Origin of the sequence: Acidaminobacter sp. JC074 (assembly GCF_022496765.1) — a bacterium.
In the GTDB taxonomy this organism is placed as follows: domain Bacteria; phylum Bacillota; class Clostridia; order Peptostreptococcales; family Acidaminobacteraceae; genus JABXKX01.
Window position 1 is genome coordinate 77579 of sequence record NZ_VANV01000021.1, and the last position, 22756, is coordinate 100334.

Genomic DNA, 22756 nt, shown 5'->3' on the forward strand with positions numbered 1-22756 from the left:
ATTAGTCAAGAATTATGCAATAAAAAAAGCAAGTCAATGACTTGCTAAATTTCAATCCTAAATAGTCTTCCAGGACGTCCTGCTTGGTCTTTCATTTTTTTACCGACATCAGAAATGTAACCACCTGATTCTAATTTTTCTAAGACCCTATACATACTTCTTAGTGAAAGATTACAATAGGATGAAAGCTCTTTAACTGTAAAGACATTTTTCCCGTGTTTATCAATTTGTGCCTTTAACTTAAAGATGGTGTTAACACTTAATCCTGTCTTTTGAGCAGCAATTAAATGAGATTCATCTAAAACTTTATCCTTATCTGGCTTGTTTTTTCTATAGATGGGGCCTTCTATTCTATCTTTTGAATAAACAACGTAGGCAGAAGAGACATCCTTTTTCCTAGCTTTTCTCATACCCATATGAGCATTATGTCTGGCTTCTCTAGCTGTATCTCCAAAACCAATCCCCATACTCAAGTAAGACGTCGTATTTTCTCCTATCATATCAAAAAGAATGATGTTTCTAAGCTGGTCTGTCTCTTCAGCCAAGTGTTTAAACTTGGTTGTAATGACATACCTTCTTAAGTTGATTTCCTCTATTGCACCATTAATGAGTTGCGAAAACAAATACATCTGATTGGCAACATTGATTCTTTCTTGAACAAGTTGATAATCATCATCGTAGTTGAGAGATTCATCTGGTATGGTATTGTCAATGGCTATAAAAACCAAATCATTTCCAGACTTATCATTTAACAACTTCTTCAGTTTAAGCTTTTCAAATGTAGCCTTAATAAGTGAATCTGTAGAATGGATTAGTACACATGGGATTTTTTCATTTATAAGCATATCATATACATCTGGCATGGAAGTCATGCATGTCTTCACTGATTGATTAAGATAAAGATTCTTATGAAAGTTAAAAGTATTTTCTAAGAAGAGATCTTCAAAACCTGTCGATTCATGACATCTGATATTCGTATCCTTCTTCTCATTACCAAAATCATGATACAAGTCTCTTACACTGTCTAAAGTAAAGCCATCCACACTGATATTCTCTATATCGTATCCCTTATAAACGGCTTCCATAAGAGCTCTTAAAAAGGTTTCAGTATTTTTGGGAATATAACCGACATTGTCTGAAAATATAATGTTCTTATTAAACCATGAATAAGTCAGCTTTCCACAAAATAAAGTGATATCCGCTTTTTTTACTGCATCTTTCATCTTTACTATAGCAGACTTTGACTCTTTATAATTGATATATGAATCCACTAGAAAAACACTTGCTTCAATGTCCTCAACTGCTTTAAGTGATTCAACAACTTTATTTGTACGATTGGTGTGTCCTACAATAAGTACTTGCATAAGGCCCCCTTAAATCTATTAATGACATTATAAATAAAAAAGCCGTCATATGCAAAACAGGATTCGTTCTACATTTGACAAGCTGATTAAAAAAACTAAAACATCAACATACTCAATACTAAAAAGTCAAATAAGCCAACTAGTGAGATAACAAACATGACCTTTGATTTTCTGATGAAGTATACCACAGCAAATACAGCAAAAAATATAAGTGCAGGTAAAGGGCTATTCATCCTAATCGAGTAGGCCATTTCACTTGATAAATGCGCATATAGGATAAATCCAATAACAGCAGTATAATATATAACAATGCCTGTAAACAGAACATTGATAAATCCAACAAGTATCTTTACAACTTCATCCATTCTTAGTTTCATTTATTTCCTCCAAATCAATATTAAATAGAGCTAACTTCATTATACACTAAATAAATTCTTTTACGATTCATAAACTATCAAGCCAATTTCTAAAAGAACATGCATATTGCTTTCTTGTTACAGTTTTAATTTAAATTTAAATATCATTTTAAGTTGAAACTTAAATCACAAAATGATAAGCTTAATTTAGAAGGAGGTATCATTATGATTAAAGAGTTTGAAAAATCAATTCTTCCAATTACAGAGTTTAGAAAGAGAATGACAGAAGTTCTCGATGAACTAGATAGCCCTAAAATCCTTATGAACAGGGATAAAGCCAAGGCTGTCCTTGTTCCATATGATGTATTTAAGAGCATGGAGGCCGCATTAGAAGAGCAAATGGACGAAATACTTGTTAAGGTAGCTGAAGATCGTGTTGCAGAATCACAGGCTAAATATATAGCCCACAAAAAATTCTGGGACGATCTAGGAGTAGACTAATGAGTTTCCATATAATTTATCACGAAAAGTTTGGAAAGGACATTAAAAAATTAAAGTTGTCCTATATACAACTCTCACGTTTAAAAAGAAAAATTGAACAGATTGCCTTAAACCCATATCCTAAAGAATATGGTGGATTAGGAGAAAGTTTGAAAGGTAACCTAAATGGGCTTCTGAAGTTTAAGTTTGATAAAAACTATAGAGTTGTCTATCAACTAGTAAAAGAAAATGATCTTATGAAAGTTATCATTATAGGACTTCGAAAAGATAATCAAGTTTATAATGATGCTGAAAAAAGACTTTAGAGGTACAAGTCTACCTCTAATGTTCTTCATAAAATCTCAAATCCAAAGCTGCAGGTAACCTCATTGTATGAATGATTCTGAGCTTATAGTATTTTGGAAGCTCTTGGCCACTTGTTCGGAGAAGTTTTATTGTTAAAATTAGAGAATCCTCTGATTCATCTAGACTCATTGATGTTATGAAATGATTCCCCTCCATAGACTTCATATCAAAGTCTGGATCTACACTGGTGCTTTTAAATTCAAATTTTAGTTCAAGTGTACTCTCATCAAATGAAGTTTGTGTAACAGGCACATTGGTATAAGCAGCGAAATACATAGGGTCATTTTCATCTTTAGGGCCAAATAGGACTTGTAGTCCCTCCAATGTCACAATTATATCTCTCAGCTGGTGATTGTCTTTGTTGCCAAATTCTATAGACTCAGATAGTGGTATCAAGTAGTCCTTTCTTTCAGAAAAAAAAGTTTCTTTTCCCTCAATAATTCCTCGTCTGCATTCTAATACATATGGTATACCTTGAAAATCTGATTCATGGTGCTTTCCAGCCATAATAAACTTTACGGTATCTTCATCAAGTATCTCATAAGATGATACGATTTCCCCTCCTAATGACATATCAATAAGAAGGTCTCTTATTTCATTGTAAAGAAAGTATCTATCTGCAAAAGTTTCTTTTTGAGTTCTAATCATATGGTGATGGCGATAATTATCTAAAAGCTCAACATGGTCATAATCTAACCAGTTGTCTAACTTTAATTTAACATGGTCTATCAGCTCAAGTGGCTCATCATCTACAGTTGTCTCAGTCCTTACTACATCAGCTTCCTCTACAATCTCTGTCGGCTTTATGTCAGCTTCATTATTTATACTTTGACATCCTGTTAATAATATTAAACACATTATAAGAATTACTTTCTTCATCATTTTGCTCCTCATTTTACGAGTTTGATAATATGGTATACAATTTCATCTGTACTCATCTGGCTCACATCTATTTTTGTTGAAGACATATTTTCATAAAGACCTAGTCTTTCAATGCTTCTTTTAATAATATCAGAAGACCTCTTACCTACTTTTACATCCTTTTCAAGCCTCGACTTTAACGCATCTTCAGAGGACATAAGAGTAATAAAATAGAGTTCATAATCGCCTATCAGTCTAGCCCTTAAGCTATCTAATATCTTCTCATATGGTATGACCCAGCAGAAAACAATATGATCTAAATGGCTGCATGCCAAATATGAATTTATAAGGTGCACAATGTTTCCTTCCACCATATCCTTGGTTTCATCGTTTACGATAAAAGGATCCATATGCCAGCACCAGTCGCCATCTAACATAACACTTCTTGACAACCTTTTATTGAGTGCTTGACATGTGGTTGTCTTTCCAATTCCCATGGTGCCATTAATAACAATTAATTTTTTCAACTTAGTCTCCCCTTTGTCCATCTACATATTTTCTAGTCATACTATTCATGCGTCTAACAGACGAGTTGGTTAAGTTAACACCGCTTTGTTCCGATAATGCTTCGAAATCCATAAAAAGCTCAGTAATCCTAAAATTATTGTCCAAGGCCTCATCAAAGCCTAATTGGTCTTCATGATAGTTTTCTAGCAGTTCAATATTTGTATCTACAAGCACTAAAAGTTCATCTAATATTTTATCAGCCTCTTCACAACCTTCTATGACCAGTAAATAACTTCTTTTTTCCTTTATCTTATCCATCTCATCTAAAATAACATTTTTGAATGCTGTATTCTCAAGCACTTGACTAGGATAGGCTGACATGGCTAACTGAGCTTCTAGACATATGAGTATACCCTCGTTGTAATAGGCTTCTAAGTCACTTTTATAACTGACTTCCATGTCTTCAAGATCACTTGATGCATAATACGTATATTCGAATGCACTTACCAAAACAAAAAATGCTAACGTTATGGTAATCATTACATTTTTCATGAACACCTCCAAAAATAATAGGACTTCCAACTATATTATACATGTAAATAAACAAAAAATGTAAAAAACAGATAGAAAAGTCTATCTGTTTCATTCTGGTTGAAATTAATCAGTAAGTTAGTAACATTAGGCACTCAATCCATTTAACCTCCTGCTACAAAACCTACAATCTTTATAGTATCTCCATACCTTAAAATTGCATGCATATCAGATCTTGCATTGTTTATGGATACTAAGGCTACAGACCTTTTAGGTATGTCTAAGATTTCTATTACCTCTTGAATACTTGTATTATTTTTTACCCATAGACATTGATTATCACCATATTTTTTTAGAACACCCATCATTTTAACATGTACAATCATAGGTCTAAACTTTCCAACAGTGACTGTCTAGGTATGCCATTGTCATCCCAATCACATAAGCCATAAAACTCTTCTAACATTAAGTCAAACTCTGATTCCTTAAGACTTAAATCGCCTATATTGGACTTTAAGATTTCATCAAATACCCTTCTAGGTAAAACATCATCTTTTTTACTAAAGCCTTCTCTAACATTAAAGAGCCTAGCTAAAGTGTTAACTCTGGTGCCAATTTCTATGATTTCTTTTTCTGTTGAAGATACGCCTACAACAGCTTCATAGATTTCTGCCATTTCCTCAGCGTTTACTGGAAGAAAATCACAGAAAATCAATGAAAACTTTGCGCCATTTAACTTTTGCAAATCAGCTACCATAGATGACTTATTCTCAATAGAAACTGCATCAGCATCTCCTAGGAGCTCTTCTAATACAACATAGGATCTGAGATGACAGGCACCTCTATCAGCAGTAGCGTAAGTTAAGGCCATACCAAAAGCCCCTCTCGGGTCGTAACCTGGAAACTCTAATCCTTTTACTTCCATAGCCACATGACTCTGTCCTAGTTTTTCTCCTAAATACTTAACACCTTTTGAGAGTTCCTTTCCAATACCAATCCTCTTGGATATTAACTCAGGTACCTTTAAATAGGATGCATCATCACCGAATCTTAAACCAAAATCATAGACACCTTTTTCTGTCATTTCCATAGCAAAAGCAGTGATATTGCCTACTGAGATTGTGTCCACGCCAAAGTCATCACATAACCTATTAAATTCAATTATGGATTCTAAATTTCTGATACCACAATTTGCACCAGCAACAGACAGGGTTTCATATTCAGGTCCTTCAACGATTTTGCCAGCTTTTTTTGTAAAATTACCACAGCCAAGTATACATGAAAAACAACCTTTTTTAGATACCCTGTTTCTCCTCATTTCATCTGGTCCAATTTGATCTGCATATTCAAAAGAACCCTTAGTAAAATTCTCGGTAGGCATACATCCTGATGCATTACAGATTTCAACATTGCCAGATGTGCCATCAGAAAAAGCCCATCCATTGTGATCATCTTGTAAATTCTTTTGAATAAGTTTTGAAACTCTCTCTAAAAAGATGTCAGGATAGGCAACTTTTACACAAGCACTTCCTTCAACTCTAATAGCTTTAACATGTTTACTCCCCATAACAGCACCAATACCACCTCTACCAGCTTGCCTATATAAGTCAGTATTGATACATGCCATTTTAACGAGGTTTTCACCGGCTTGACCTATGGTTAAAACTTCACTCTCTTGATTTTTTAGTTCTAGCTCAACCTCGTGAGCACCTCTTCCCCACAAGTGGTCAGCATCTCTTATCTCTACCTCATGGTCCTTTATATCAATATAAACAGGTTTCTCCGATCTGCCTTCTAATATAATACCGTCATAACCGGCATACTTTAACTTAGCACCAAAAGAACCACCAATTGAACAATCAAGGATTGTGCCTGTTGCAGGCGACTTAGATGCTATTGCAATTTTTCCTGAACATGGTACAGCTGTTCCTGTAAATGGACCTGTCATAACAATGAGTTTATTTTTCTCTGACAGGGGATCAATATGAGCTTCTAGCTCTTCATAGAGATATTTTATAGCCAATCCCTTTCCACCCAGATACTTGATTAACCATTCTTTGTTCAAAGCTTCTTTCGATATTACTTTATTTGTTAAGTCAATTCTTAAGATGATACCTTTATAACCGTACATATTACACTCCTATTGTCAAAGCTTGATGCGGACACCATTTGATACAAGCAGGATCGCCACCACATAGGTTGCAGATAAGTGGTAACTTACCCTCCATTTTAATAGCCCCCTCAGGACATACCTTTACACATATTTTGCATGATCTACACTTACTTTCCTCTAGTGACAAATGACCGTCTTTTATTTCTATAGCACCAAAAGGACACTTTTCAACACATAAACCACACATACTGCAAATACCAGTATGTACCTCTATCCCTTTTCCTGTATAAACTTTTTCTACTGAGATTCTTGAATGTTTTGTTGCAAAAACATTTTCATGAGTAAAAGTGCAAGCTATTTCACATAGCTTGCAACTTAAACACTTGCTTTCATCAAATACTAATTTCATAACACCTCCATCAAATCACAAATCCCATAACCAAATAACCTATGAGTGATATGCCTGCAATTAAAAGTGCATAAGGTAACTGGCTAAAGGTGTGGTCAAGTACATTGATACGACACGCAGAAGATGTAACAACTGTTGCATCTGAGTACAAGCAAGCATGAACACCTCCAGCACCACCTGCAAATATGGCACCTGTTGTTAAGAGCAAGTTTGCATCTACAGCTACGGCAAGCGGTATAATGATTGCCATAGCTACCGCTGGAACAGCATAAGATGAAGAAGTTGCAAATACAATTAAAAAGACAACAATAAAGGTGATCATTGGCAATAAATTAGCACTAACAATTGGCACAAGTAAATCTACTACGAATTCGACCAAACCTGTTTCTAATACAGCCTCCTTAAACAGGAAGGCACCTACAATGATAAGAACCATCGGCAACATAACGACCATACCTTCTTGAATACAATCAGTCACTTGGTCGTAATTCATTTTTTTTGTGATCATAACCATCAAGGCTATAACAAATGTGGCTACTATAACAGCTACTAATAAGTCATACACAAAAGTTAGAGTTACAAGTACAATCATTGGAATTACAAAGAACCAGGCTGAACCACTATTGTCCTCTATATTTGAAGTTTCTACGTTCATTTCACTACTTAAATCAGACCAAAGCTGTCCATTTGTTTCTACTCTTTTATAAGCTTCTTTCATTTTCCCTACAATCGGTATTTTCCCCATGATTAATAATGGTACAATCACAAGGGCTACTATTGGATAAAAGATAAATGGCAATGCACTTATATATATGCCCATACCATTTTCTCCAAAAGCTGCAAGTTCTGGTTGAGTACCACAAACACTTGCATAGAAAATGGCGTAAGTAGAAAGTGGAATCAAGGTACAGACTGGCACGCCAGTACAATTGGTTACACAGGCAAGCATTTCTCTTGGCACTTTATACTTGTCCGTAACAGGTCTCATAGTTGAACCAAGTACAAGAGCATTCAAATAGTCATCGATAAATACAATAATCCCTAGTATGTAAACTGAAAATAAAGCTGACTTTGATGACTTGCATTTACCAGCTAAAAACTGGGCAACCTTTAAAAGGCCATTTGAATTTTCTAGTAGCTTAAAAAATGGTCCTAAAAGTAAGAGTGATGCTAAAATGTAGATATTGTCTTCATTGGTCATCATGACATATATATTATCTACAAAATGCATGAAGAAAGATTTTGGTCCATCTAATAATAAGAGTGCTACAAATGTGCCTATTATCAGTGTTTCAAATATCTTCTTGGTCTTTATTGCCAGTAAAATAACGACAATAGGAGCGACTAAAGATAAAATTCCTATACCTTCCATATTTCCTCCCTACTTCATAAATTCTTTATAAGCTATCTCAATACATTCTCCAGTCGTCTTAACAATTCGGTCTATCTCTTCTTCTGTAACTGTAAATGGTGGTGATATTTCAATGACATCTCCAGGTGTATTTCTGATATTGACACCTCTTTCATAGGCAAGTGCTACAACTCTATCTGATAGGTAATCATCGAATTTCTCTTTTGTTTCTTTATTTTTGATCATTTCTATACCAACCATTAGACCTTTACCCCTGACTTCCCCAATAGCTGGATGAGCTATCTCTCTTAAACCTTTGATGAGCATGTTACCCATTTTATCTGCTCTTTCAATTAAGTCATTCTTTTCAATAATCTCAAGGTTTTTTAGTGCTACTGCACAGCCTACAGGATGACCACCATAAGTAAAGCCATGGTCCAATGAGTGTTTTGAACCAAATGCTTTGTACATATACTCAGGGAAAATCACACCACCTACTGGGAAATAAGCACTTGTAACACCCTTGGCAAAAGCAATAAGGTCTGGTTTAACGTCCCAGTGTAAAATACCAAACATTTTACCTGTTCTACCAAAGCCACTAATTACTTCATCTACTGCAAACAAGATGTTATGTTTATCACAAATTTCTCTTATCTTCTCATAATACCCTTCAGGTGGTGTTAAGTAACCGCCCACACCATGAATGGGTTCTGCTACAAATGCCGCTACATTGTCTTGACCAAGTTCTAATATTTTTGTCTCTAATTCTACAGCACATTCCAAATGACAGTTTTCCTTATCTAATCCATGAGGACAATAATAACAATGAGGTGCATTGATGTGTGCATGACCTGGATTCATAGGACCAAAACCTTCCCTCATACCTTGAAGTCCAGTCGCTGACATAGAACCATAAGATAATCCATGATAAGCCTTATCTCTAGAAATGATGAAGTCTTTGCTGTCTTGATTCTTACAATACCAGTAATATCTAATAAACTTGTACATGGTATCATTGGCTTCAGAGCCACCACTTACAAAGAATACCTTACTATTATCAATAGGAGATAGCTCAGAAATCTTTTTTGCCAGTTCAATAGGTTTTAATGATGCAAACTCAAAGAAGTTTTGGTTGTAATCTAATGTTAAATACTGATCATAAGCTGCTCTAGCAACTTCCTCATTGCCATGTCCAATATTGGCAAGTGCTAGACCAGCAGTAGCATCCAAAATCTCCCTACCATCTATGGTATATAAATAATTACCTTTCGCAGCTTTATAAATGAGTGAAGAACCATTTTGTTGAGCTGATACACTGTTGTCTGCATGAACAAAATATTTCTTGTCATCCTCATAATAGCTTCTGATTTCCTTTTCATTAAACTGTTTCATATGCCCCCCTATAATTCATAATATTCTAAAGGCTTTCTTAAAGCCTTACCTGCTTTTAAATTGATGAACTCATTATCTTTGACAACTATTTTGCCATCGATAATGACTGCTGAGATTCCTTGTGGCTTTTCTTTTGGATTGCCATAAATCGAATAATCAGAAGTATCTCTTATAGTACGCTCATTAAAAATGACTATATCTGCATCAGCACCAACTTTTATGCGTCCTTTATTTGTTAATCCAAGTCTTTCTGCGGGTAAAAATGCTGCCTTATTAATAGCCTCTAAAGTCGTAAGAAGCCCCATTTCTCTTGAAATCCATCTAAAGAGTTTAGGCACTGTACCAGTCGCTTGTGGATGTCCTTCATCAGGATTCTCAGATGGAATGATATCTGAAGACAGCATCACAAAAGGTTCTTTAATTGCCTCAACTGCATCTGAATCTCTGTTGGTAAATCCAATAGTAAATGAGTTTGGCTCTTCTTTTCTAACTTGCTTTAGCAGTTCTCTTGTACACCTTGAGCCTGCGTAAGTGCCTGTCGCAATAACAAAATCGGAATAGTCTACACCAAATTTTTCTGCACAGCCATCGTCAAAGCATGGTGCTGATGTAAGTGTAGCAAAAGCACTATAAAGGCCTGAATCTGCCCAAACATCATAACCTTTCTTTCTGGCTCGTTTTAAAGAATCTAAAACTTCTGTCATAAGTCCAACACCAAAGGTATGCTCTAAATGGGCAAACTGTAAAGAGGCACCTGTCAGTTCAGCTAGTTTTAAGGCTTCATGTATGCCTTCTACTGCCCTAAAAGCATCATGTCTTGTATGAACTGCAATCATTCGTCCATACTTTGCACTCACTTTGGCGAGTTCTAACATTTCATCAAAAGACGAACCAGGTTGATATTCAATGCCAAAAGATAAACCAAATGCACCAGCCTTAAATGCATCCTCACATAATTTAACCATTTCATTTATTTGCTCTTTCGAAGCAGGTTCAAAAATGTCTGTGATGCCAACTTGTGATCTTAGTTCAAAAGTATGCCCGATAAGCATGGCTTCATTAACAACCAAACCACCTTTTTCAAATGTCTTATAAAACTTATCAACTGGATAAGTGTTCAAACCACAGTTGCCACTTACCACAGAGGTAACGCCTTGTATGGCCATGCATTTACCTAGATCTTCCTTGGCATCTACATGGGTATGAATATCTATAAATCCTGGACTGACTATTAAGCCCCCAGCATCAATGATACTTTTACCTTCAATATCTTCTCTTGTGATTCTTTTTATAATGCCATTTGTTATACCTATGGATGCTATTGTTCTAATACCTCTTTCAGGATCAATAACAATACCATCCTTTATCACTAAATCATACATATGCTCTCCTACAGTAAATGCTTAAAGTCTTCTTCTGAATGTGCTTTACCTTGTTTTTTTAATTCTAATGCTACATTTAACTTGTCAAATGCTTGTCTTGTGATTGGATACTTTAACATGGCTAGAAAAGCCAATAAGCCAAATACCGCTGGATAGATGGTTTGTAAATCTAAAATACCTTTTACAGTCTGATCTGATTGGTTAAGTAGTGTTGGATCATAACCAATTTTCTGTAGGTAAACACCAATCCACCACATGGCTAGTGCAGTTCCCAGCTTGACGAAAAATGACATAAAAGCAACAATTGCGCCTTGTTTTTTTAATCCAGTCTTATACTCTTCCACTTCTGATACGTCATAGGACATGGCATAAATCAAAGTCCAAAATGCAGATGACCCTACTCCCATAAATAAGAAGTAAACATAAATCATCATAGGATTTGAAACATCTAAATACCTAAAAAGAAAAACCCCTAGTGAAAAAATAAGAATACCCGTTAAATAAACACCTTTCTTATCAAATCTCTTTGCTAAAAGCGAAACAAATGCTGACATGGCTGCAGCTGATATACTAATGATAATAAAAGCTAAGGCAATAGCGCCTGGTGTCAACTTTGCGTAGTAAGTCATAAAATACATAGCGTTTGAAGTTGAAAATGAATAAGCGATGATAAAAAATAAAGTCGTAAATGCTATAAATCTGTAGGACTTGATTTTGAGTACAGATTGATAAGATTCAACTATTTTTTTGACAGAAAATTTATCTCTAGTCATCAACTTATTTTTAGGCTCGTGTTTATTCACTGATAAGTATGTAATAATGAAACTCATAATAATTATGCCAGCAACAACCATAGCTGCATAAGACCATGATTTTGCTGTATCACCAGTCATTTTCATAAAAATATCAACAAATATAATGAAACCCGAGCTGGCTATAAGGACACCTAAATTGAAAAATACTGCAGCATAGCCTCTTAGCTCTGTTCGTTCATTAAAATCATTCGTCAACTCTCCACCAAGTGATAGATAAGGAATATCAACCATGGTGAAAAACAACCAAAAGAGCATGTTAATACCTAGATAATAAATAATTGCATAAGACTCACTTAGGTTCACTTTCGTAAACAATGCAAACGTCAGTATCCCAAGTGGTATTGATGCATAAAGCATCATTGGACTTCTTCTCCCTTTTGGGTTTTTGCTGTTATCAGATAAATATCCGATTATGGGATCTGTAATACCATCCCAAACAACTGCCATTAATGATATAAGACCGGCTGATGCTGGTCCGATACCTACGACGTCTGTTAAAAACATCATAAAGTAAATGTAGAACACGTTATAAGCCAGTTGTTCACCAGTTGAACCTAGACCATAACCAAGTTTCAGCCTCCTACTTAACTTAACTGCTACATGTTCTTGCCTCTTTAACTCTTCCATGTAAATCCCCCCTTTACTATCAAGTTTAAGGATTATACTTAGAATAAAGTCAAGAACTTTTCTGACAATTCTGAATAAAAATCCAAAATAAAAGAACCTCCTATTTGGAAGTTCAATTAAGCTTTTTTATTGGTATTTGTATCTCTGATATGTATTCATTTGAGTCAATGGTATAGCAATCATCAATTATTGAAACATATAAGCCATCACCAATTATTTGAAAATCATTTTCTTCAATCCATTTAAGTAACTTGTGGTAAAAGGTTTCTCCGTCAATAATATCTCCTTTAAAAACAATTGAAGCAAAATGACCTGATGGAATAATTTTATGTTCCTTAAAATCCTCACATCCAAAGAGCATAATCTTATCTTCAAGATGATATGTCTTGTTAAATATATGGGTAAAAGGCAACTTGATGGCAAATATCTCATCAAACAAAGGACTCATCCGTTTTGTTTGCTTCAGAATATCTTTAATGCCTAAAGCATATTCCTTGATACTTTCTTTTTTTGATATGCTTGTTTGATCTTTATTGTAAAGAACAGCTCTACTGGATTCATAAACGACACGACAAGTATTAAAAGTAAAATCATCATATTTCTTAATTCTGCTGAGCTGAGTCTCTAAGCTCTCCTTTACAAGACTTAACTCTTCTAGTTGCTTGTTGACAGAACTTAAGAAGCCTTCAAATAAGATATGCATGGATTCAACTCTACGGCTTTGAATTATTTTCTTGATCTCTTCTAAAGAAATGTTCATTTTAGCTAAGAAAATAATCATATCCAGCTCAGCAAATTGCTCTCTTTTGTAATACCTATAACCATTAACATCATCAATGTAAGCTGGTTTGAAGATATCATGCTTATCATAAAATCTTAAGGCTTGTGTTGAAATACCGTGTAGTTTTGCCATTTCTCCAATTGTTATCAAATCTTTTTTCATAACACCTTATTCCTAGTATAATTAACGTTTAATATCCAACTTCTTAATTCTATACAAAAGACTCTGACGAATAATACCAAGGGCCCTAGAAGTTTTAGTTATATTACCGTCATGCTCTAAGAGTGCCTTTTCAATCAAGTGTTTTTCAAGTTTTCTCAAAGTGTTTGGCAGTGTCTCATCATCATCACTTTTAAACTTAAAGTCCACCAAGTAACTTGGTATATCCTCAATGGTTAGCTCATTGCCTACAGCTTTAACCATTAAGTTATGAACCATGTGCTCTAATTCTCTAATGTTTCCAGGCCAGGAATAACCAAGAAGCAAACTTGTCAACTCACTATTCATACCCTTAATATTTTTCCCTAGTAACTGATTATAGCGTCCTATAAACTTAGTGATCAAAAGATAGATATCATTACTTCTCCCTTTTAAAGAAGGTAAATACAAGGAATAACCAGAGAGTCTAAAGAAAAGATCCTGTCTCATCTTATCAGTTTCTATTAAATGTTTGGGCTCTTCATTAATAGCACTTATGATGCGACATTCTACAGGAATAGTCTCCGTTGAACCTACACGTCTAACTAGTCTTTCCTGTAAAACTCTTAAAAGTTTTGCCTGCATCATCATAGACATGGAGTTGATTTCATCTAAAAATAAAGTACCATTACCAGCCTCTTCAAACAAACCTCTTTTATCCATAGCACCCGTGTATGAACCTTTTACAGTACCAAATAGAATACTCTCTAAAAGATTTTCTGGAATAGCAGCGCAATTTATGGCTACAAACTTTGATTTTGCCCTAGAAAAGTTATGAATACTTTGAGCAAACATTTCTTTACCTGTACCAGTTTCTCCAACTATAACAATCGGTGTATCTAGAAGAGCAATAGTTTGTGCTTCTCTAATAACATCTTTGATCAGCTGATCTTCTCCTAAGATATCTGAAAATTGATATCTAGCACCGTTTTCATTTGACTTAGGTTTTTTCTCAGGTTCGACAAACAGCTTTCTTTTTAATTCAATTGTTTCATACAGTAAGTTTCTAAGAACTGTTTCATTCTTGGCTATAGAAAAAACACCCATCATTCTTCCATGATTAATTACAGGGTATGTTGAATAAGATGTATATTGAGGTATACCATTTAACTCTGTATGTGCCTTATATTTATCAATGATGGCTTCTTTTGAATCGAATACCATTTTATGTTCTGAAAGGTTTTCATCACTATAATCGAAAGCTTCCCATAATTTCTTGCCAACAATCTCTTTTGCACTTAGCCTTTCCATTTGTTCTATAGATGGATTGTATGAAACGATATTATGGTCCTTATCTGATAAAATGACACCTTCACTCATTTTATCAATTATTTCTTCATAGCAAATAACTTTTTCTTCTAAAGTCATACCACTACTCTTTAACTCATATACATCATAATCCTGATATATAAAGTGTTTAAGTGAATAATATTTCTCCTTATAAACATACAAATCATCCTCTTTTAGAAAAGTATCCGAAAAATTCATGCCTATAAAATCACCAATCACAGATATCTTTTTCCCCTGCTTAACAATTTTATCTTTACACACAAGTATCAAATTCTCATTAACTGTCATTAATAGCTCTAAATAGTTCATGCCAACTCCTTTATATAAAAATTATACCCGATAAAACTGTAAATGAAAATCTCCAGACCAAGTCTGAAGATTCTTAGGTTATTAATCTATATACCGTGTCTAATAAGACTTGGCATCCAATTTCAATATCTTCCATCGAAGTATCTTCTTTAGGTGAATGACTGACACCATCAATGGAAGGTACAAATATCATTGCAGTCGGTATTTTTTCTGCAAAAGAAGCTGAATCGTGGCCTGCACCACTAGATATATACTGGAAAGGCACGCTTTTAATGACCACCTCTTCAATGACATCTTGTAATTCTTTACTTAGTAACTTAGGTTTTTTATAGACATCTTCTTTAATTAAACATTGAATCTTATAATTGTCCAAGATATTCATAAGGGCCTGGTCAATCTTATCAAAGTTTTCAGGATTGTTACTTCTTACTTCAAGTTTTAACTCTACTTCACTCGGTATAACATTAACACAATTAGGTTTTACATTCACATAACCAAAAGTAGCAACTGTATCATCTAGTATTTCCGCTTGATTGGTTAGATCACAAATGACTCTCGCCGCAGAAACCATGGCATCATTTCTGATATTCATTGGCGTATTACCAGCATGATCTGCTTGACCATAAATATGAATTGTCTTTCTTTTTATACCAAAAATATCTTTTACAATCCCAATCTTGTTTTTATTTTTTTCTAAAAGTCTACCTTGCTCAATGTGCATTTCTAGTAGATATTTCATCTCATCTTTAAATCGTTGACATAAATGAATATTCTCAAAATCTACAATGCCATAGTTTTGACCACTTAAATCGTAAATTTCTTGGTCAGAAATCAGACCAGCTATAGCGCGGCTGCCAAAAGTTCCATTTAAACGTACGCCTTCTTCCGCTGCAAATATCACAATATGAAATGGCATATTAAAATCAATGTCATGTTCTCTAAGTGTTTCATACACTTCAAGGCCAGCTACCACACCAAGTATACCATCTAAGTTGCCACCATTGACAACCGTGTCTAAATGTGAGCCTATGACCAAACCTTTACCAGGTGATGTACTTGCTATGATGTTACCAGCTGGATCCTGTCTAACAATCATATCAAGTGCTTTAAATCTAGAGATAAGCATATTTCTTGCCTTTAAATCTTCCTTTGAAAAAGCAACTCTAGTAACACCATCATCCTCTGTTTTTCCTATGAGTGATAACTCATCAAGTAATTTTTTTACTCTATCTATCTTGATCTTCATTATAACCTCTTTACAAACTTTCCATGACCTTTGAGAAGACTAACTTGTCCATGATCCATGACTGTTTGACCTGATACAATCGTGTAAACAGGCATACCTTTTACCTGCATACCGTCAAATACGAGTGCTGTATCCTTTGACTTTGTTTTTAAATGATCCTTTTTAAAGACATGTTGCCTATTCATATCAACAATCGTGATATCTGCATCTGCACCTACTGATAAAGAACCTTTTCTAGGATAAAGTCCATAGAGTTTTGCAATGTTTTCACTCATTAATCTGACAACATCTCCTAGTGTTAGATTTCCTAAGTTAACTTGATTAAGCATAATAGGTAAAGAAACTTCTATACCTGGCATACCAGCATAGGAAGCCTTAATTCCTTTATTCTTTTCTTCTAAGACAAATGGTGCATGATCACTACAGAGTGTATCTATATGGCGTTTTGACAAGTGATGCCACATCCCCTTTACATCCTCTTTTGACCTTAAAGGTGGATTACACTTAGCGAAAGCTCCATATTTCATAATATGTCCATGATCCATCACTAAATAGTGTGGACACGTTTCAGCGATTACATCAAGACCTCTCTTCTTGGCAGCTTGAATAAGATCAATTGCCTCGGGACAAGAGATATGACAAATACCTATTTTTACCTTAAAGCTTTCTGCTAAATGAATCAATGTACTTACAGAAGATAGCTCAGCAGATTTTGGTCTAGACTTATAATGATAGGAATTATCTTCTATTTCTAATTTTTCTGCACATGCCTTGATAATATCATTGTTTTCAGCATGGAAACATAATCTAAAATCATAGTCAGCAGCCTTCTGAAATAGCCTAAAAAGTTCACCGTCGTCTCTTACTGTTAAGCCTCTAAATTCTTCATCACGTCCTATTGGTGCAGGATGCAAGAAAGTCTTAAAAGCTACTACACCTGCCCTGCTTAAGTCATCTAAGTCATCTAAATTTTCATAACCCGCAGCACCATAGAAGGCAAAATTCACCATGCTTTTTTCCTTTGCAATTCTTATACGATTATCAAGGATATGGGTATTATAGACAGGTGGTTTTGATATAGGCATTTCAAATACTGTCGTAATCCCACCTGCTGCTGCAGCTTGTGAACCTGAATAAAAATCTTCTCTTTCAGTGTTGCCTGGATCTCTAAAGTGCATATGAGGATCTATGATGCCCGGTAAAACAAAATAATTTTTTGCATCAATGACTTCCTTTGAAGGACTATCTTCTAGACTTATGCACTTGATGATACCATCACTGATATAGATATTGCCTTTTAAAAACATATCACAACTGTAATAAGTTGCGTTTTGAATCTTTAAATCATACATCTTTTTCCTCCAAACATCTACGATAGGCGATATCCATTGCATTGTGTATCTCTCCAGCTTGATCAGCAGACTGTATATAGACCTTATTAATATGGTCTGATAGGGTTCTGATTTTCTCTAAAACAAGTCTTTCATCAAAAGTTTTTATCTCACCGTCATAGATAATCTTTCCATCTACAATAACCATCTCTACTGATGCACCATTTTCTGCATATACCAAGTTTTTCACAGGATCCTGTGATGGCATCATACGTTCATTGAAAGTATCTAAGATAAGCAAGTCAGCTTTTTTCCCTACTTCAATCGCACCAATATCTTCTTTAATGCATTTGCCACCTTCTATTGTAGCCATACGAAAAGCTTCTTTATGACCAAGCCAATTATTGTAATTAATATTTTTTGTTTTATGAATGAGTCCAGTAAGCTTCATACTTTCAAACATGTTTATGGTATCATTTGCGCTGATGTTATCGGTTCCTAAAGAAACATTCATATTTAATGATAAAAACTTTTCTATAGGTGCTATGCCTGACCCAAGCTTCAAGTTAGAAGCTGGATTATGAATAACTGAGCAGCCTGCATGACTTAAAAGTTCAATATCTCTTTCAGTTACCCAAACAGAATGTACAGAACACAGATTTGGGTAAAGTAAATCATGTTCGAAAAGGTACTCAATCAGTGTTTTTCCAAATAAGTAGTCACCAGCATATTTTTGCATCTTTGATTCTAGTATGTGGCTCACTGCAGGTACATCATATTTTTCAGATAAATATTTAGCCCCTTTTAAAAGTTCCAATGTACATCTCTGCGGACCAGAAGGTGCAATTGTAAACTTCATGAGTTTGTCACGGTATTTTGCAATATGCTTTTCAAAATAAGCAATGATTTCTTCAACAGGTGGATAATCTCTGTTTATTTTCATTTTTAGGTTTTCATCCACACTTTGATCTAAGTAAGGAATGGTCTTATCTATCGGTATGTTAAGTACATGACCAGCCACATAACCCCTTAGGCCTGCATCTTGATAGGCCCTCATGACGGCATCTAAGTGAGCCTCTTCTAACAAAGGATTGATGATGACATCGTCCATTATGGAGGTCGTACCTGTCTTAATCATTTCAATACAACCATATAAGGTCCTGTAATAAATCTCTTCTGGTGTCGTTTGTATCCCACTATAAAAAGGTCTTAAGTACATCAGATAAATCTCTAAAGGAAGATTATCGACAGCCCCCTTATTAAAATGGTCATGTGAATGCAAATGTGCATTCACAAGACCTGGCATAACCAGTTTATCTGTTGCATCGATGATTACGCCCTTAAAATAATCACCAATCCCAGCTATTACGCCATCTTTTATAAATATATCACCTTGAGCAAGATCTAAGTCTTTAGTAATATACTTGCAATTTTTAATCGTTAACATCTTATAAGTCCTCAGGACCATAAGTAGCTTCTCTAGTCCACCATAATGGAATCTTAATAGAATCATTTGTTAAAGGTCCATCACCACTGATTACCTCAACGGCCTTCTCATAGCCTGCATGAGCATGTCTAACAACACCAAGTCCAACATCAGCATTCATATACGCTTCTAACCTAAGCTCAGCTTCTTCGCTACCATCAGCAATGATTGTTGCACCATTATGAATACATGTCCCCATAGAACCATTGGCTTGAAGAGACACAAGGTCTGCCATTGATGCTACATTTAATAAACCATTTAAATAAACCCAGTCGGTTACACTATCAGAACCATCTTTCATATCTTGTGTTTCTACCAGTGGATTGGCAATTGAGCCAACATCTAAATTATCTCTGGTAAAGGCAACTGGACCAACTTCTCCATTTCTGATAAGCTCATTAACAGCTAAAGCAAAAGCTTTTCTCTGGCCGTAACCTAGGAAACAAATTCTAGCTGGTAAGCTCTCAATAGGTAGATGCTCAGATGCTAGTTTAATCCATCTTTCAATAATCTCATCCCCTTTAAATAGCTCAAGAGCAAGATCGTCCAAGCGCTTTTGATCTTTTGAATCACCTGATAAACATAGCCATCTAAAAGGACCACGACCTTCACAGAAAAGAGGTCTCACATATTTCACCAAGAAGCCAGGAATCTTTAAAGCCTCTTCTCTAGCCATACCTGCGTCCATACATTCTTTTCTAATAGAAGTACCATACTCAAAGGTCTCCACCCCCTTATCATAATAAGCATTCATCACCCTAAGTTGGCGTTTCATGGTTTCATAAGCTTCTTTCATATAGGCATCTCTATCACTTGCTCTATACTTGTCTGCTTCTTCACCTGTATAGCCAGAAGGTATATAAATACTTGGATCATGACATGGTGTCATCTCTGTTAAAATATCTGGTATAAAATTCTTTTCTAAACACTCTTCAAAGATATCTGCAGCATTAGCAAGTATTGCAACTGAAAGTGCCTCACCTTTAATAATAGCTTGGTTAACAAGCTCTAAAGCTTCATCAAATGTATGAACCATCTTATCAATAAAGCCTGCCTTCATTCTTCTCTTAATAACACGTTCATCAGCATCAGGTATAATGGCGCATCCACCATGTAATGCCATAGCCTTGCCCTGATTGCCACCCATACCGCCAACGCCAGCACTTAAAAGGATTTTTCCTTCTAATGAGCCATTGAACTTTTGCTCAGCTATAACAGCTAAGATTTCAAAGGTACCTTGAATAACGCCTTGAGTACCAATGTATTCCCATGGACCTGCTGTATATTGACCATGCATCATTAAGTTCTTGTCTCTTAAATCAAAGTATGTATCCCATGTGGCTGGTAGAAAATTAGTATTGGCCATGACAACTCTCGGAGCCAATCGATGTGTTTTAAAGACAGCTACCGGCATGCCTGATTGCATAACCAATGTTTCATCATTTTCAAGTTCTGTTAGTGATTTTACAATGGCATGGTACGATTCCCAGTTTCTTGCGCAAGTGCCATTGCCACCATATATGACTAATTTTTCTGGTGCTTCTGCATTAGCCAAATTATTTTCGAGCATTCTTAGAAGCCCTTCTTGTCTCCATCCTTTACATCTTAGTTCTGTTCCTTTTGGTGGTTTAATCTCATATAATACTTGTGTTTTCATCTAGTCCTCCTTCGTTTAGATTACTTATTGCAAGTACCATGCCAACTAAGACTTATGCATTTCAGACACTCTCAGAAAGCTGCTGTATAATTTTTATACACAAAATATAAAGATTACCAGTATAATAAACATATAGAATGTATATAAATTTTATACATCAATGTATAAAATTTATACACTCTTTTCTAATTAATTATTTTCTTATTCATTCAATTAAAATTATGGTAAACTTCAGTCAAGGAGGCATGATGAAAATTAGCTTAGCAAGTAAAGAAACAGGATTGAGTATTGGTGCCATTCGTCACTATATCAATCTAAACCTTGTAAATCCTAAAAAGATCAATTCAAAATTCGATTTTAGTAAAGAGAATATTATCCAGCTTGAGTTCATTAGAAAACTCAAGAGCATGGGCATGCCTGTTAAAGACATCGAAAAAGTTATAGCACTTAGAAAAATATCCAATTGGGTTGAGCCAGAAGACATAAACGAGTATCACAAAATTCTATCTGATCATAAGGAAAAATTAAGGTCAGACATGATGGCTATAAAAGAAATGATAAAACAAGCAGATCAAGAGATAAATGAGAACACACCTACCAAAGAAAGAACTAGTACAGGACTGCCAATCAGGGGGCTATACTTGCTCTACTGCCCACATTGCAAGAAACCTTTGGTACTTACAAATGCACAAATGGATCATAAATATATCTACCAAGCTGACCTTCTCTGTAACACCTGCAAATATTCAGCACTTGTTCAGGACGGTATTCTAATTACAGATTCAAAACCTATCAGTCAATATGATAAACCTGATTTAGAAAGACAAGTATATAAAGACAATTCCACTGACCTCATTAATATCATCAATCGATCTAGTCAATGGATATATGATCAAATGATACCTCAAAATGATAAGGTAATTTTGGAAACCAATCTCAACTCTTTTTTCTTTTTATACCAGACTATGGATAAATTAGGCTCAAATAATCTATTCATCGTGATTGATAAGTTCAAAGATCTCATTGCCATGTTTAAGAAGAATCTAGAATACTTAGGATTAGACCTTGATATCATATACATCACCAACAATGACTTTTGTCTGCCAATTCGTGATAAATGTGTTGATACATTTATTGATTTCAGCTCTAGTAGTGAACATATGCTTTTTAACAAAACAAGGCTTATTTTTAATATCCATCCCTACCTTAAAAAAGATTCAACTATCTACTCCGTATTTTTTTCATTACAAGATGGGTGTCTATCACGAACTTATATCTCAAAGCATTACCCTGAGACCTCACCTGACAATTTCAATAGTAACAAATACCTTCATAGCTTAAAGGAAAATGGTTACAAAATAGTTGAATCTGAAAATATTGCCACTTTAAAAAACACAGGAAAAGGCTTATCATTTTCATTTCATCAAGAAGGAGACAAACTAGATATTAATGCTTATAAACTAAAAAGATGAGCAAAGCTCATCTTTTTAGTCGGTAAGTTATTCATTTAATGGACGAAGAAATATCTGCTCTCTAAGTACTTGCCATCTATTATCCTCATATCTAAACTCAATGTTACATAAAAGTTTCATTTCCTCACCATTCATACCAGAATGTTTTCTTGTTAACACACATACCGCTGTATCACCTAAAACGTGAAAGTCATGCCATTTTGCCCATGTATTTAACTGATGCTTACCTTCATCAGCTTGCTTTTTAAAATGTGATTTAAACTCACTTTTATTGTAGGTTACCACTGTATCATCAGGGTTAATGAGTGTCGTATGAAAATCATCATGATAAATTAGCTCTAATGCTTCAGTATCAAAATTTGTTGCTCGATCAATTAAGTGATCCATAGCCTCTCTAATTGCTTCTTTTGTATGTGTTTTCTTAGTCATTAT

22 protein-coding genes are annotated in these 22756 nt (G+C 34.8%); 3 read left to right on the forward strand and 19 right to left on the reverse strand.

Going from position 1 to position 22756, the window contains the following annotated elements:
• Positions 1-44: 44 nt before the first annotated feature.
• Together EZV73_RS21615 and EZV73_RS21620 are read right to left on the reverse strand one after the other, a co-directional pair.
• Complete coding sequence (locus tag EZV73_RS21615; protein ID WP_240842521.1) at positions 45-1364, reverse strand: hypothetical protein; 1320 nt, start codon at positions 1362-1364, stop codon at positions 45-47.
• A 95-nt stretch (positions 1365-1459) separates the two neighbouring features.
• Positions 1460-1741: a hypothetical protein gene (locus EZV73_RS21620; RefSeq protein WP_240842522.1), complete on the reverse strand. Its 282-nt coding sequence runs from the start codon at positions 1739-1741 to the stop codon at positions 1460-1462.
• Between the two features lie 204 nt (positions 1742-1945).
• On the opposite strand from EZV73_RS21620, the gene EZV73_RS21625 reads away from it, so the two are divergent.
• Positions 1946-2221, forward strand: coding sequence for a type II toxin-antitoxin system Phd/YefM family antitoxin (locus EZV73_RS21625; RefSeq protein WP_240842523.1), 276 nt, complete (start codon positions 1946-1948; stop codon positions 2219-2221).
• The gene (locus tag EZV73_RS21630) at positions 2221-2526 is read left to right on the forward strand and encodes a type II toxin-antitoxin system RelE/ParE family toxin (RefSeq protein ID WP_240842524.1); all 306 of its coding nucleotides are present in this window, start codon (positions 2221-2223) and stop codon (positions 2524-2526) included. The genes EZV73_RS21625 and EZV73_RS21630 overlap by 1 nt, the downstream gene beginning before the upstream one ends.
• A 16-nt stretch (positions 2527-2542) precedes the next feature.
• Here the strand turns inward: EZV73_RS21630 and EZV73_RS21635 are convergent, their stop codons facing one another.
• The 16 genes from EZV73_RS21635 to EZV73_RS21710 all read right to left on the reverse strand — a co-directional run bounded on the left by EZV73_RS21635 (position 2543) and on the right by EZV73_RS21710 (position 20852).
• A complete protein-coding gene (locus EZV73_RS21635) occupies positions 2543-3445 on the reverse strand; it encodes a hypothetical protein (RefSeq protein ID WP_240842525.1) in 903 nt (300 codons plus the stop codon).
• Between the two features lie 11 nt (positions 3446-3456).
• Positions 3457-3954: an AAA family ATPase gene (locus EZV73_RS21640; protein ID WP_240842526.1), complete on the reverse strand. Its 498-nt coding sequence runs from the start codon at positions 3952-3954 to the stop codon at positions 3457-3459.
• A 1-nt stretch (position 3955) separates the two neighbouring features.
• Positions 3956-4486 carry a hypothetical protein gene (locus EZV73_RS21645; RefSeq protein ID WP_240842527.1) on the reverse strand — a complete coding sequence of 177 codons (531 nt, stop codon included), beginning with the start codon at positions 4484-4486 and terminating at the stop codon, positions 3956-3958.
• 143 nt (positions 4487-4629) lie between these two features.
• Positions 4630-4851 carry a MoaD/ThiS family protein gene (locus EZV73_RS21650; protein WP_240842528.1) on the reverse strand — a complete coding sequence of 74 codons (222 nt, stop codon included), beginning with the start codon at positions 4849-4851 and terminating at the stop codon, positions 4630-4632.
• Positions 4848-6596, reverse strand: a complete 1749-nt coding sequence (locus tag EZV73_RS21655) for an aldehyde ferredoxin oxidoreductase family protein (RefSeq protein WP_240842529.1) — start codon at positions 6594-6596, stop codon at positions 4848-4850. Before EZV73_RS21655 ends, EZV73_RS21650 begins: the two co-directional genes overlap by 4 nt.
• A 1-nt stretch (position 6597) precedes the next feature.
• Positions 6598-6987 carry a 4Fe-4S binding protein gene (locus tag EZV73_RS21660; protein WP_240842530.1) on the reverse strand — a complete coding sequence of 130 codons (390 nt, stop codon included), beginning with the start codon at positions 6985-6987 and terminating at the stop codon, positions 6598-6600.
• 10 nt (positions 6988-6997) lie between these two features.
• A complete protein-coding gene (locus tag EZV73_RS21665) occupies positions 6998-8359 on the reverse strand; it encodes a Na+/H+ antiporter NhaC family protein (protein ID WP_240842531.1) in 1362 nt (453 codons plus the stop codon).
• Positions 8360-8368: 9 nt separating this feature from the next.
• Positions 8369-9730 carry an aspartate aminotransferase family protein gene (locus tag EZV73_RS21670; RefSeq protein ID WP_240842532.1) on the reverse strand — a complete coding sequence of 454 codons (1362 nt, stop codon included), beginning with the start codon at positions 9728-9730 and terminating at the stop codon, positions 8369-8371.
• 8 nt (positions 9731-9738) lie between these two features.
• Positions 9739-11112, reverse strand: coding sequence for an amidohydrolase family protein (locus EZV73_RS21675; RefSeq protein ID WP_240842533.1), 1374 nt, complete (start codon positions 11110-11112; stop codon positions 9739-9741).
• A gap of 8 nt (positions 11113-11120) precedes the next feature.
• Positions 11121-12554, reverse strand: a complete 1434-nt coding sequence (locus tag EZV73_RS21680) for an MFS transporter (RefSeq protein WP_240842534.1) — start codon at positions 12552-12554, stop codon at positions 11121-11123.
• 112 nt (positions 12555-12666) lie between these two features.
• Entirely contained in the window at positions 12667-13497 is an 831-nt protein-coding gene (locus EZV73_RS21685) for a MerR family transcriptional regulator (protein ID WP_240842535.1), read from the reverse strand.
• Between the two features lie 21 nt (positions 13498-13518).
• Complete coding sequence (locus tag EZV73_RS21690) at positions 13519-15132, reverse strand: sigma-54-dependent Fis family transcriptional regulator (protein WP_240842536.1); 1614 nt, start codon at positions 15130-15132, stop codon at positions 13519-13521.
• A 73-nt stretch (positions 15133-15205) separates the two neighbouring features.
• A complete protein-coding gene (locus tag EZV73_RS21695; protein ID WP_240842537.1) occupies positions 15206-16378 on the reverse strand; it encodes a Zn-dependent hydrolase in 1173 nt (390 codons plus the stop codon).
• Positions 16378-17730 (reverse strand): dihydroorotase family protein, encoded by a 1353-nt coding sequence (locus tag EZV73_RS21700; protein WP_240842538.1) that lies wholly within the window; start codon positions 17728-17730, stop codon positions 16378-16380. The genes EZV73_RS21695 and EZV73_RS21700 overlap by 1 nt, the downstream gene beginning before the upstream one ends.
• A complete protein-coding gene (locus EZV73_RS21705; RefSeq protein WP_240842539.1) occupies positions 17723-19156 on the reverse strand; it encodes an amidohydrolase family protein in 1434 nt (477 codons plus the stop codon). Before EZV73_RS21705 ends, EZV73_RS21700 begins: the two co-directional genes overlap by 8 nt.
• 1 nt (position 19157) lies before the next feature.
• The gene (locus tag EZV73_RS21710) at positions 19158-20852 is read right to left on the reverse strand and encodes a urocanate hydratase (protein ID WP_240842540.1); all 1695 of its coding nucleotides are present in this window, start codon (positions 20850-20852) and stop codon (positions 19158-19160) included.
• Positions 20853-21100: 248 nt separating this feature from the next.
• Here EZV73_RS21710 and EZV73_RS21715 point away from each other — a divergent pair, with 248 nt between their 5' ends.
• Entirely contained in the window at positions 21101-22324 is a 1224-nt protein-coding gene (locus EZV73_RS21715; RefSeq protein ID WP_240842541.1) for a MerR family transcriptional regulator, read from the forward strand.
• 27 nt (positions 22325-22351) lie between these two features.
• Here EZV73_RS21715 and EZV73_RS21720 read toward each other — a convergent pair whose 3' ends face one another.
• Positions 22352-22753, reverse strand: a complete 402-nt coding sequence (locus EZV73_RS21720) for a nuclear transport factor 2 family protein (protein ID WP_240842542.1) — start codon at positions 22751-22753, stop codon at positions 22352-22354.
• Between the last annotated feature and the right edge of the window lie 3 nt (positions 22754-22756).